The 11,892-nt window shown below is 68.6% G+C and carries 13 protein-coding genes; 7 read left to right on the top strand and 6 right to left on the bottom strand.

The window, feature by feature from the left end; genetic code table 11:
* Positions 1-1,494 (top strand): NAD-dependent succinate-semialdehyde dehydrogenase (locus GOAMR_RS04375; protein WP_005183150.1); only part of this gene is annotated, 1,494 nt, incomplete at its 5' end.
* A 14-nt stretch (positions 1,495-1,508) separates the two neighbouring features.
* On the opposite strand, the gene GOAMR_RS04370 is transcribed toward GOAMR_RS04375, so the two are convergent.
* The 3 genes from GOAMR_RS04370 to GOAMR_RS04360 are packed head-to-tail and all read right to left on the bottom strand — an operon-like array spanning position 1,509 to position 4,132.
* Positions 1,509-2,225: a GntR family transcriptional regulator gene (locus GOAMR_RS04370; protein ID WP_005183148.1), complete on the bottom strand. Its 717-nt coding sequence runs from the start codon at positions 2,223-2,225 to the stop codon at positions 1,509-1,511.
* A 12-nt stretch (positions 2,226-2,237) separates the two neighbouring features.
* On the bottom strand, positions 2,238-2,735 hold the full coding sequence (locus GOAMR_RS04365; RefSeq protein WP_005183145.1) for a DUF3830 family protein: 498 nt from the start codon (positions 2,733-2,735) through the stop codon (positions 2,238-2,240).
* Positions 2,732-4,132 (bottom strand): amidase, encoded by a 1,401-nt coding sequence (locus GOAMR_RS04360; RefSeq protein ID WP_005183143.1) that lies wholly within the window; start codon positions 4,130-4,132, stop codon positions 2,732-2,734. The genes GOAMR_RS04365 and GOAMR_RS04360 overlap by 4 nt, the downstream gene beginning before the upstream one ends.
* Positions 4,133-4,223: 91 nt before the next feature.
* On the opposite strand from GOAMR_RS04360, the gene GOAMR_RS04355 reads away from it, so the two are divergent.
* Positions 4,224-4,919, top strand: coding sequence for a maleate cis-trans isomerase family protein (locus GOAMR_RS04355; RefSeq protein WP_040514364.1), 696 nt, complete (start codon positions 4,224-4,226; stop codon positions 4,917-4,919).
* Between the two features lie 31 nt (positions 4,920-4,950).
* On the opposite strand, the gene GOAMR_RS04350 is transcribed toward GOAMR_RS04355, so the two are convergent.
* Positions 4,951-5,733, bottom strand: coding sequence for a maleate cis-trans isomerase family protein (locus tag GOAMR_RS04350; protein ID WP_005183139.1), 783 nt, complete (start codon positions 5,731-5,733; stop codon positions 4,951-4,953).
* 86 nt (positions 5,734-5,819) lie between these two features.
* Here GOAMR_RS04350 and GOAMR_RS04345 point away from each other — a divergent pair, with 86 nt between their 5' ends.
* The 4 genes from GOAMR_RS04345 to crcB all read left to right on the top strand — a co-directional run bounded on the left by GOAMR_RS04345 (position 5,820) and on the right by crcB (position 9,173).
* Positions 5,820-6,698, top strand: a complete 879-nt coding sequence (locus GOAMR_RS04345; protein ID WP_005183137.1) for a Sir2 family NAD-dependent protein deacetylase — start codon at positions 5,820-5,822, stop codon at positions 6,696-6,698.
* 137 nt (positions 6,699-6,835) lie between these two features.
* Positions 6,836-8,200 (top strand): amidohydrolase family protein, encoded by a 1,365-nt coding sequence (locus GOAMR_RS04340; protein WP_005183135.1) that lies wholly within the window; start codon positions 6,836-6,838, stop codon positions 8,198-8,200.
* 137 nt (positions 8,201-8,337) lie between these two features.
* Positions 8,338-8,796: a fluoride efflux transporter FluC gene (locus tag GOAMR_RS04335; protein ID WP_005183134.1), complete on the top strand. Its 459-nt coding sequence runs from the start codon at positions 8,338-8,340 to the stop codon at positions 8,794-8,796.
* Positions 8,796-9,173 carry a fluoride efflux transporter CrcB gene (gene crcB, locus GOAMR_RS04330; protein WP_005183133.1) on the top strand — a complete coding sequence of 126 codons (378 nt, stop codon included), beginning with the start codon at positions 8,796-8,798 and terminating at the stop codon, positions 9,171-9,173. Before GOAMR_RS04335 ends, crcB begins: the two co-directional genes overlap by 1 nt.
* A gap of 9 nt (positions 9,174-9,182) precedes the next feature.
* On the opposite strand, the gene GOAMR_RS04325 is transcribed toward crcB, so the two are convergent.
* Together GOAMR_RS04325 and GOAMR_RS04320 are read right to left on the bottom strand one after the other, a co-directional pair.
* On the bottom strand, positions 9,183-9,947 hold the full coding sequence (locus GOAMR_RS04325; protein WP_005183131.1) for an SDR family NAD(P)-dependent oxidoreductase: 765 nt from the start codon (positions 9,945-9,947) through the stop codon (positions 9,183-9,185).
* A gap of 51 nt (positions 9,948-9,998) precedes the next feature.
* Entirely contained in the window at positions 9,999-11,150 is a 1,152-nt protein-coding gene (locus GOAMR_RS04320; protein ID WP_005183129.1) for an acyl-CoA dehydrogenase family protein, read from the bottom strand.
* 94 nt (positions 11,151-11,244) lie between these two features.
* Here GOAMR_RS04320 and GOAMR_RS04315 point away from each other — a divergent pair, with 94 nt between their 5' ends.
* Positions 11,245-11,820, top strand: coding sequence for a TetR/AcrR family transcriptional regulator (locus tag GOAMR_RS04315; protein WP_005183127.1), 576 nt, complete (start codon positions 11,245-11,247; stop codon positions 11,818-11,820).
* Positions 11,821-11,892: the final 72 nt, after the last annotated feature.

Below are 11,892 nucleotides of genomic sequence, written 5' to 3'. Positions count from 1 at the left end.
ACCGTCACCTCCCCCGCTCCGGCGGCGATCGCCGCCCTGCACACCGGCCTGTACATCGACGGGCGCTGGGGGCCGGCGGCGTCGGGCGCGACCTTCGCCGTCACCAACCCGGCCACCGGCGCACTGCTGACCCACGTCGCGGACGGCGGCATCGATGATGCCCGCCGCGCACTCGACAGCGCGTCCCGGCAGCAAGCCCGGTGGGCCGCGACGCCACCCCGCACACGCAGCGAGATCCTGTACCGCGCCTACGATCTGATCGTCGAGCGGGCCGACGAGATCGCGGCGGTGATGACCGCCGAGATGGGTAAGCCGCTGGCCGAGGCGCGCGGCGAGGTGGCCTACGGTGCGGAGTTCTTCCGGTGGTTCGCCGAGGAAGCGGTGCGTATCGGCGGCGACCACACCACCACCGGTGACGGCGCCAACCGGATCGTGGTGTCCAAACAGCCTGTGGGACCGTGCATTCTGATCACCCCGTGGAACTTTCCGCTCGCCATGGGCACCCGCAAGATCGGTCCGGCGATCGCCGCCGGTTGCACCATGGTGTTCAAGCCGGCCGAACTGACCCCGCTCACCGCGCTGCTGCTGGCCGCGATCCTGGCCGAGGCCGGACTGCCCGACGGTGTCCTGAACATGGTCACCACCTCTGATCCTGCCGCGGTGGTCGGCGAGTGGATGAGTTCGGGGGCAGCACGCAAGGTCAGTTTCACCGGTTCGACGGAAGTCGGCAAGACCCTGCTCCGGCAGGCGGCGGGGACGGTGATGCGCACATCCATGGAACTGGGCGGCAATGCCCCGTTCATCGTGTGCGCCGACGCCGACCTCGACCGCGCCGTCGACGGCCTGATGGTGGCCAAGATGCGCAACATGGGGCAGGCATGCACCGCCGCCAACCGGATCTTTGTGCACCGCAACGTCATCGACGAGTTCACCGGCAAGCTGGCCGAACAGATGAAGGCCCTGGTTGTCGGAGACGGCAGCGTCGCCGGCACCCAGGTCGGGCCACTGGTCGAGGCCGCAGCCGTCGACAAGGTCACCACCCTGGTCGATGACGCGCTCGGCCGTGGCGCACGCGTCATGACCGGCGGAGTGCGCCCCGACGGACCCGGCCACTTCTACCCACCGACCGTCCTCACCGACGTGCACCCCGATTCGGAGTTGATGCGGACGGAGATCTTCGGGCCCGTCGCGGCCCTGACCCCCTTCGGCAGCACCGAATCCGACGGAATCGACGAGGTGCTGACGCTGGCCAACGACACCCCGTGGGGCCTGGTCGGCTACGCGTACACCCAGGACGTCGACCGTGCCGACCGCCTGTCCGACGCCCTGCAGGTGGGGATGGTCGGGATCAACACCGGCCTGGTCTCCAACCCCGCCGCTCCGTTCGGCGGGGTGAAGGAGTCCGGTCTGGGCCGTGAAGGCGGACGACTCGGTATCGAGGAGTTCCTCGACGTCAAATATGTGGCCCGCCCCATCCGCGGCGCCGCAGGCTGAGGGCGCCGGGCGGGTCAGGCGGTGGACGCCGACTCGCCCGGCCCGATCAGCCGCTCGAGGCCGTCGCGCATGTGCTCGATCATCAGCGCGTCCGCTTGCGCGGCGTCACCGTCGGCGATCGCGTCGACCAGCGCCTGATGCTCATCGATGCGGGCCTTTCCGGACGCGTAGGTTCCGCGCATGGCGCGCAGGCACATCCGCGTCTCCACCAGGATCGTCTCATGTAGACGTGAGAGCCGGGTGCTGGCGGCAAGTTCGACCAGCGTGCGGTGGAACTCCATGTCGGCCTCGGCCATCTCGGCGCTGTTCGGCTCGTCGATGTGGGCGCGCATCGCATCGACCGCCGCAGTCATGGGTTCGACGGCCGACTCCGGCCCGTGGGCGATGATCTGCTCGATCGCGGCGCGTTCGACGGCGGTGCGGGCCACGTACATGTCGCGGATCTCGTCGTCGTCCATCGACACCACGAACAGTCCGCGATTGCGGTAGCTGACGAGCAGCCCCTCGGCGGTCAGGCGTTGCATCGCCTCTCGCAACGGTCCCCTGCTGACGCCGAGATCGGCGGCCAGTCCCGACTCGGTGAGCTGCGACCCCGGCGGGAAGTCACCACCCGCGATCGCCTCGTGCAACTGGCGGGCGATGATCGCCGGCGTCGACTCCTGCACCAGCGGCGTGAGCACCTTTGTGGTCTTGACGCGGGTGCTGGTCCTCCGGTCGTCGGTAGCAGTCATCGTCGTGACCTCTCATTCTCGCGCGTACGACAGTACTTCACCGCGCGCACCGCCCATCCACACGTCATTGCACGCCGCGGCGAACTCCGGCAGTCCCTCGACGATCGTCCCGAACACGTTGCCCGGCACCCAGCCGACATCACCGTTGACCAGCAGATTGTTGCGGCCGTAGAACACCGCCAGATCGATGAGCAGTTGATGCTTACCCGGGGCCGCACCCGACTCGTAGCCGTAAGCGGGATTGTTGAGGACCCCGTCGAACGTGAAATAGCACAGGTCGCCGGGGATCGGGGTGATCGTGGTGTTCTCCGGTCCCGGTTCTGTGTCGGCGAATGCCGCGACGAGAGTGTAGATCTCGTTGCGGGCGAACTTTCCGTGGAACACCTGGTCGCCGAGCGGAAGCGCGTCCCACACCGCGGCCGCCGTGCGGGGCGCCTCGTCGTCGAGAAGTTTGGCGACGGCCTTCACCCCCCGCTGACGCAGGGTGACGGAAATGAATCGCTCTGTCATCGGGCTACCTCCGGGAATGGTTGCGCCGCTTCGTATGCCGAGGCCACGCGCAGCACCGTCGCGTCGTGATGGCGGGCGCCGACGAACTGCACCGCGGTCGGCAGCCCGCCCACGATGCCGCTCGGGACGCTGATCGCCGGTTGCTGGGTGAGGTTGAACGGGTAGGAGTACGGCGTCCACGACGTCCAGTCGGGGTCGGCCGATCCGGCGGGCACGTCGACGCCGGCCTCGAAGGCCACGGTCGGTGTGGCCGGGGTCAGCAGGACGTCGAACTCCTCGTGCAGCCGGCCCATCTCCACACCCAGATCCATCCGGACCTGGGTGGCGTCGAGGTAGTCGGCCGCGGTGTGCCCGTGGTGGCGGCCCAACGCCGCCGCCAGGCCCGGATCGATCTTGCCGAGAGCTTTGGAACCGAAGGGCCGCAACACCTTCGCGGCGCCACTGAACCACAGGATGTGGTACGCCCACGCCGGGTCCGACCAGCCCAGGTCGACGGGTTCGACCGTGGCCCCCAGGCCACGGAGCACCTCGGCGGCGGCGTCGGTGTGCCGCTGGACGTCGGTGCTGTTGGTGCCGAAGCCCAGATCCGGGCTGTAGGCGATGCGAACGCCCGCAAGGTCGTCCGGCCATGCCGATCCCGACACCGGTTGCGGTGTCGGCGTGGCCGACCAGTCCCGGGAGTCGAAACCACACAGGACGTCGAGCATCGTGATGCAGTCGGCGACGGTGCGGGTCATCGGACCGGCGTGGGCGAGGGTGCCGAACGGGCTCGCCGGATACAGCGGCACCCGCCCGTACGTGGGTTTGAATCCGACGATGCCGCAGAACGATGCCGGGATCCGGATCGACCCACCGCCGTCGGTGCCGACCGACAGAGTGCTCAGCCCCGCGCCGACCGCCGCGGCGCTACCTCCGCTCGATCCGCCCGACGTCCGGGCGTGATCCCACGGGTTACGGGTGATCCCGCAGCGTGGGCCGTGCGTCACGCCCTTCCATCCGAATTCGGGGGTCGTGGTCTTGCCGAGCAGCACCGCACCCGCCTCCCGCAGCCGGGCCACGACCGGTGCGTCGGCCGTCCACTCGTCGTCGGATGGGTCGATGAGTTCGGAACCGCGCAGCGTCGGCCAGCCGGCCGTCAGGAACAGGTCCTTGATGCTGACGGGCACGCCGTCGAGCGGTCCGAGGGCGGTGCCGGCGGCGTGGCGTTCGGCCGCGGCCCGGGCCGAGCCGAGCGCAGCCTCCTCGTCGACGAGACAGTAGGCGTTGACGGCGGGGTTGTGCGCGGCGATCGCATCGAGGTGAGCGGTCGCGACGTCGACCGGCGATAACTCGCCCGTCCGGTAGGCCGCGGCCAGGGCCGTCGCGGAGAGAAATCGGGTGCTGTCGGCTGAGTCCATCGGCTCCCTCGGTCCACACGAGCTATTTGGTAGATTGTTGACAATCTACGCGGGAGGTGTGCGAGTGACAACCGAAACCCCGACAGTGGCCATGCTGTACCCGGGCCATGCCGCCGAGGACGACTTCGCTCGTTCCGAGTCCCTGCTCGGCGGTGCCGCGCGGCTGCCGGTGATCATCACCGACATCGACTCCGACGATCACACCGTTGAGGCCATGCGGGCGGTGGGTGCCGACGTCCCGCTGCTCGACGGTGCCCGTCGCGCGGCGGTGCACTCCCCCGACGCGCTGATGTGGTCCTGCACCTCGGGGAGCTTCCTCTACGGCTGGGAGCGCGCGCACACGCAGGTTCAGCGGCTGACTGAGGCGACGGGCCTGCCCGTGTCGTCGACGTCGCTGGCGTTCGTGGCCGCCTGCCGCGACCTGGACGTCACCCGCGTGGCCGTGGCCGCGACCTATCCGGCACCGGTCGCCGACGGATTCACCACCTTCCTCTCCGACGCCGGGATCGAGGTCCTGGCCAATACGGCCAACGACATCGCCACCGCCGGAGCCGCCGGACTGATGGACGATGCGACAGTGACGTCGATGATCGTGGCGGCCGACCATCCCGCCGCGCAGGCAGTGCTGGTCCCCGATACCGCGCTGCACACCATCGCACGCCTGACCGAACTCGAAGGCGCCGTGGGCAAACCGGTCCTCGCCGCCAATCAGGTGACCGTGTGGCAGGGCCTGCGCCTGGCCGGTGTGGCGGTCACCGAACCGGCGCTGGGAACCCTGTTCGCCTGACGGGGTGGTGCCGCGGGGAGATTCGTCAGGGTCAGGCCACGCGCGGTGCCCGGCAGAACAGCGACTGCCCACCGTGGAGCGACAACCCCCCGTGCGTGGGCAGCGACTCTGCGACCAGCCCGGCGTCGGCGAGCGTGGCCCAGGCGGTCACCTGATTGGCCGAGATCACCGGTTTACCGAGTTCGGCCTCCATCAGCGCCAGGATGTCGTAGGTCCACAGGTTGGTGCAGGACACGAACACGGCCTCGGCGTCGGGGTGATCGGCCATTCGGATCAGCTCGCACGTCGCCGAGTACGGGATCGTCCAGATCTCGTGGTCGCGTTCGAGACCCGCGTGCCGCACGACGTGCCGGCCCGACTCGCACAGGAAATCGCACAGCAAACCCGTGAGCGTCGACGTGTATGGGGCGGCCACCGCCAGACGACCCACGCCGAGAGCGTCGAGGGCCCGCAGCAACGCCTCGGAGGTGGTGACCGCCGCGGCGGCCCCGGCGGCGATCATGGCGTTCGAGATCGCCCGCGCGCCGTTCATGCCGTACACGAAACTGCCTGACGCGCAGGCATACCCGAATGATCTGGGCCCGACGCCGAGCACATTGCGGACCGCCCGGGCGATCTCGTCGTGATCGTTCAGCTCCCGGCACAGCTCGACATCGACCGGTGCGTCGATGAACGCGGTCCGGGTGAAGTACAGCGACACCGACTCGGGCATCCACCGCCACAACTCACGGTCGAGCGCCATGTCAAACGGGCACACCATGCCGATACCCACCTGATCGTGCGGCGCGTTGCCGACGAGTTCGATCACCGTCATGCACGAATGGTGACACATTGTCGGATTGTCGACAATCGGTGCGCGGTGACATTTGTGTAACCCGTTTCCGTGCCTATCCTGGCAGGGTGCGCACGCGCCTGCAGCTCGGCCGGACACCCGCCGAACCCACCCCCGTCGACGCCGATATCGAGGTGCGCATCGACAGCCTGCGCACCCTGCTGCGTGAGGCCCGGATCACCGCCCTGACAGGCGCGGGAATGTCGACCGACTCGGGTATCCCCGACTACCGCAGCCCCGGTGCCCCACCCCGGACCCCGATGACCCTGGAGATGTTCCTGTCGTCGCCGGAGTTCCGCCGCCACTACTGGGCCCGCAACCATCTGGGCTGGCGTCACATGGACGCCGCCCGCCCCAACGACGGTCATCACGCGCTCACCCGGCTGCAGCGACAGGATCGGCTGACCGGGGTGATCACCCAGAACGTCGACATGCTGCATACCAAGGCCGGCACCCGGCGCGTTGTCGAACTGCACGGCTGCTACCGCAGGGTCCGGTGCCTGGACTGCGGGGCCCTGAGCTCCCGGCAGGCGCTGGCCGACCGGCTCGAGCGGCTCAATCCCGGATTCGCCGCCCGCGTGGCCACTCGGGGGGCGATCGAAGTGGCTCCCGACGCCGACACCACCCTCACCGACACCCGCGACTTCCTGATCGCCGATTGCGAAAGATGCGGTGGCATCCTCAAACCCGACATTGTCTACTTCGGCGAGAATGCCTCCAGAAGCGTTGTGGACCAAGCATTTTCCCTGGTGAATGACAGTGATGCGCTGCTGGTGGCCGGGTCGTCGCTGACGGTCATGAGCGGGCTGCGGTTTGTCCGTCACGCCCACCGAACCGGCAAGCCGGTGGTCATCGTCAATCGCGGGGCCACCCGGGCCGATGACCTCGCCGACCTCAAGATCGACCACTACTGTTCGACGGTGTTGTCGGCGCTCGCGGACGACTGACCACCTCGCGCACGAAACACGGTGAACCTCCGGCAGTAACGTCGCCGAAACACCGCATCCATAGCGTAATCGGGCGTGGCCGGGGTCGCGGCTGTGTGCTGTCGCGGACCGGCCGACGACAAGGAGGTTGTGCCCGGATGAGTGAGACCGTCTTCCATAACGCGCTGATCGTGCCCGTCGACGGGGTTCACGACTGGTTCGAGGGCTGGCTGTCGGTGGACGAGAACGGGATCATCACCGGGATCGGGCAGGGCACGACACTGCCGGAGGCCACGACGTACCGCGATCTCGGCGGCGCCTTCGTCGGCCCCGGATTCGTGTCGGCGCACAGCCACATCTTCACCGGCGGCATGCGCGGTACCGCCGCGTGCAGCCCGCTGTACGACTGGGTGTCGACGCTCGGCCGGATGATGATCGGCGCCGAACCCGAAACCCTGTACTGGCTCACCCTGTCCGGGGCACTCGACCACATCTCCAACGGCATCACCTCGGTGTACAACTTCGCCCAGTCGCGGGTGGTGTCGGTGTTCGACTACGAGACCTCCACCCTGCGGGCCGAGCGGGTGCACTCGCCCGAGTTCATCACCCGGCAGGTCGACGGCATGGCCGACGCCGGCATCCGGTTCGTCACCAGTGTCCGCCTCGACGACGAACAACTGCCCGAGGCCGACTCGTTCGACGCCTTCGGGGTGGCGATGGCGCACCTGGACACCGTCGACCCGCGGTTCACCCTCGGCGGGTCGGTGTACGGGGCGGTGCAGTGGTCGTCGGCCGCGGTCACCGCCGAACGCGAGCACGAGATGATGACCCGGCACGGTGTCACCAACCAGGCCCATTTCGTCGAAACCGCCGAACAACTCGACATCCAGCAGAACAAGTTCGACTGGTATGACCAATCCGGTTGTCTGGGAAACGATTTCGCTTTCGGTCACTTCGTCCACCCCACCGTGAAGATGGTCGAGCGGGTTGTGGAGACCGGGTCGTCGGTGGTGTGGCAGCCCATGTCCAACGGCCGCCTCGGTTCCGGGATCTGTGACACACCCACACTGCTGAAGCGCGGCGTGCGCGTCGGGATGGGTGTCGACGACCAGTCCTGCACCGACCTGTCCGATCCGTTCCAGAACATGCGCACCGGCCTCTACCTGCAGCGGGCGCTGCACTCGGACGCGACGATCCTGTCGCCGCTGGACATGCTGACCCTGCACACCCTCGGCTCGGCCCGCTCGATCGGCGTCGATGACCGGGTCGGCTCGCTCGAGGTGGGCAAGTACGCCGACTTCCTCGTCGTCGACCCCACCGCACCGCATCTCGGTCCGATCTGGGATCCGGTCGCCACCTATGTGCTGGCGTGTGGGCTGCGGAACCTCGCCGAGGTGATCATCGGCGGGCAGACGGCATGGTCACGGGGCATCGAGCAGCCTTTGCGTGCGGACGCCGACAAGGAGGCGACGGCCCGGATGATCGCGGCGGGTGCCGTGTCAGGGTTCACGCCGGCCAGATAACCGGCGCCCGATGTGAGAGCATGACAACGGCACCCAGGTGCCGCGGCGGTGGGGCTCGCCGTACCCAACCCCGGACCTTCCGGCAACAGTCCCTACCCGACTGGCGCGTCCGTGCGCCCACACGGTAGGAGACCCTCATGCACTCTGACGACGCACCCGCCGCCACTGCCGGCCCCAGGCCCGCCCATGTGCGGCCGGACTGTATCGCCGCGGTGTTCGTCGGGGGTTGCTTCGGGGTCGCGGCACGCGAGGCGCTGGTCGAGGTGTTCCCCGCCGACGGCGGAATCCCGTGGGCGGTCTTCGCGATCAATATCGTCGGCGCGTTCGCGCTCGGCGTCCTGCTGGAGTCCCTCTCGCGGTACGGGCCGGACACCGGCCGGCGCCGGATCCTCCGGATGCTGCTGGGCACCGGATTCATGGGCGGCTTCACCACCTACAGCGCCCTGGCCACCGACACCGCCGACCTGCTGACCTCGGGATCGGCCGGTGCCGGTCTCGCCTACGGTGTGGCCACGGTGATTGTCGGAGCGCTCGTCACCATGGCCGGGATAGCCGTCGGTGCCCGCTGTCCCCGCGGCGGCCGGAGGCACGCGTGATGAGCCCGGGTCTGTTCGTCGTGGTCGCCGTGGCCGGCGGTGCCGGGTCGGTGTGCCGGCTGGTCCTGGACGGGGTGATCCGGTCCCGGATCCGCAGTGACCTGCCCTGGGGAACCATCACCCTGAATCTCACCGGATCCTTTGTGCTCGGCGTGATCACCGGCCTGGCCGTCGACGCGGTGGTCTCCGACTCGGTGCGGATGGTCGTCGGCACCGGATTCCTCGGCGGCTACACCACGTTCTCCACCGCCTCGGTCGAGACGGTACGACTGCTTCAACAGCGCAGGTTGCTCGCCGGTGGACTCAACGGCTTCGGCGTCCTCGCCGGGGCCACCGGCGCCGCCGCCCTGGGGTTGTGGCTGGGCGGCTTCACCTGACACGTCCGACTAGCGGGGCGCCATCCGGATCGCACCGTCGAGCCGGATGGTCTCACCGTTGAGCATCGGGTTGTCGACGATGTGCATGGCCAGCGCCGCGTACTCGGCCGGCTTGCCCAGGCGCGACGGATGCGGCACCTGCTGCCCGAGGGAGCGCTGTGCCTCCTCCGGCAGGCCCGCCATCATCGGTGTCTCGAAGATGCCCGGTGCGATTGTCGCCACCCGGATCAGGTGGCCGGCGAGTTCCCGGGCCACCGGCAACGTCAGTGCGGCGACACCGCCCTTGGAGGCGCCGTACGCGGCCTGACCGATCTGGCCGTCGAACGCCGCGACCGAGGCGGTGTTGATGATGACGCCGCGCTCCCCCTCGACGGGCTCGGTCTGCGACATCTTCTCCGCACCGAGACGGAGCACGTTGAACGTACCGACCAGGTTGATCCGGATCACCCGCTCGAACGCGTCCAGCGGGAGCACTCCCTTGCGGCCGAGCACCTTTCCGGGAGTCGCGACACCGGCGCAGTTGACCACCACACGCACCGCACCCAGGCCCGCGGCGACGTCCATCGCGGCGGCCACCTCGTCGGCCGAGGTCACGTCCGCGGCGACGAAGTGGGCGCCGGTGCCGATCGCGGCGGCCGCGGCCGCACCGTCCGACGACGCCAGGTCCACGAGAACCACCTGCGCACCACGCTCATGGAGGGCGCGCGCGGTGGCATTACCGAGTCCGGAGGCACCGCCGGTGACGACGGCGACGGACGACGAGTCGATGATCATAATTGTTCCTTCTGTACTGGGCGGATGACGGCGCTGGACGGATGTCGGCGCCTAGGCGCCGGACTGCAGGGCACGGCTGATGACCAGGCGCTGAATCTGGTTGGTGCCTTCGAAGATCTGGGTGATCTTCGCCTCGCGCATGAGGCGTTCGACGCGGAAGTCACGGGTGTAGCCGTAGCCGCCGAACACCTGCACGGCGTCGGTGGTGACCTTCATCGCGGCGTCGGTGGCGACGAGTTTGGCGACGGATGCATTGCGCGAGTACGGCTGTCCGGCGTCGCGGCGGCGGGCGGCGTCGAGGTAGGCGGCGCGGGCCGAGTCGACCGCGGCGGCCATGTCGGCGAGCAGGAAACCGAGACCCTGATGGTCGATGATCTTGCGGCCGAACGCGGTTCGTTCCTGCGCATAGGCGACGGCGTCATCGAGGGCGGCCTGCGCGATACCCACCGCGACCGCGGCGATACCCAGGCGACCGGAATCGAGTGCGCTGAAAGCGATCTGCAGCCCCTGCCCCTCGGCACCGATCCGCCGGCCGGCGTCGACGACCGCGTTGTCGTAGTGCGCGGCGGTGGTGGGGACCGCATGCAGACCCATCTTCTCCTCAGGTTTGCCGAAGCTCAGCCCAGCGGTGTCCCTGGGCACCAGAAAGCACGAGATCCCTTTGGAGCCTTCCCCTGTGCGGGCGAACAGGTTGTAGAAGTCGGCGATGCCGCCGTGGGTGATCCAGGCCTTACTCCCGTTGACTGTGTAGCTTGAGCCGTCTGCCGAGGCGGTGGCCTTGCACGCCAGCGCCGCAGCGTCGGAGCCTGCCTGCGGTTCGGACAGGCTGTAGGCGCCGATAGTCGACCCGCCGAGCATGTCGGGCAGCCAGCGCTGCTTCTGCTTCTCGGTGCCGAACGACATCAGCGGATGGCAGGCGAGGCTGTGCACGCTGACCGCGACGGCGATCGCGGCCCATCGGGCTGCCAGCTCCTCCAGGACCTGCAGGTACACCTCGTAGGTTTGTGCTCCCCCGCCCCACTCCTCGGGATACGGCAGACTCAGCAGTCCGGCCTCGCCGAGCGTCGCGAACACGCCTTCGGGATAGGTCTCGGACTTCTCGTGAGCGTCCGCGATCGGGGCAAGTACCTTGTCGGCCACATCGCGGGTGAGGGCGATGAGGTCACGCGCCTCGTCGGTGGGCAGGAGGCGGTCAACGGTCATCAGAAACTCCTGGAACTTTGAACAGTACTGAATTATCGCTGACAGTACTGTTTGCGATATAGTACTGTAAGGGACTTGCCAGTACGATTTCGCCATGACCGAGCCACAGTTCGCGACGCGCCGCCGGACAGAACTGTTCGACGGCCTCGTGACACTCTTTCTCGCCGAGGGATTCGCACACCTGACGCTCGACGAGATCGCGGCATCGCTCCGGTGCTCCAAATCGACGCTGTACACCCTCGCCGGCAGCAAGGAACAACTGGTCCGGGCCGCCACGATCCACTACTTCCGCCGCGCCACCGAGAATGTGGAGGCACAGGTGGCGGGCACCACGGGTGCGCGTCAGCGGATCATCGCGTACGTCTCGGCGGTCGGCACCGCGCTGACCGCGGCCTCGGCGCAGTTCATGGCCGACCTCGACGGCTTTCCTCCGGCCCGGGAGGTCTACGAACAGAACACCCGGTTCGCGGCCGCCCGGGTCGCCGACCTCATCGCCGACGGTGTCCGGGCCGGTGAGTTCCGCGACGTCCACGCCGCGTTCGCCGCCGACGTCGCGGCGGTGACGATGGCCCGTATCCAGCAGGGTCTGGTCCGCGAGGCGACCGGACTCGATGACGCACACGCCTACCGCGAGTTGGCCGCGCTGCTGACGGCGGGCCTCACCGCCTGACACCCGCCACGGACGGCGTCGCGTTCACCCGGACACGACGATGCCCACCCGCCGGGAGCGGGTGGGCATCCG

This window comes from Gordonia amarae NBRC 15530 (assembly GCF_000241345.1).
GTDB lineage: Bacteria > Actinomycetota > Actinomycetes > Mycobacteriales > Mycobacteriaceae > Gordonia > Gordonia amarae.
This window is presented reverse-complemented; position numbering and strand designations above follow the sequence as displayed.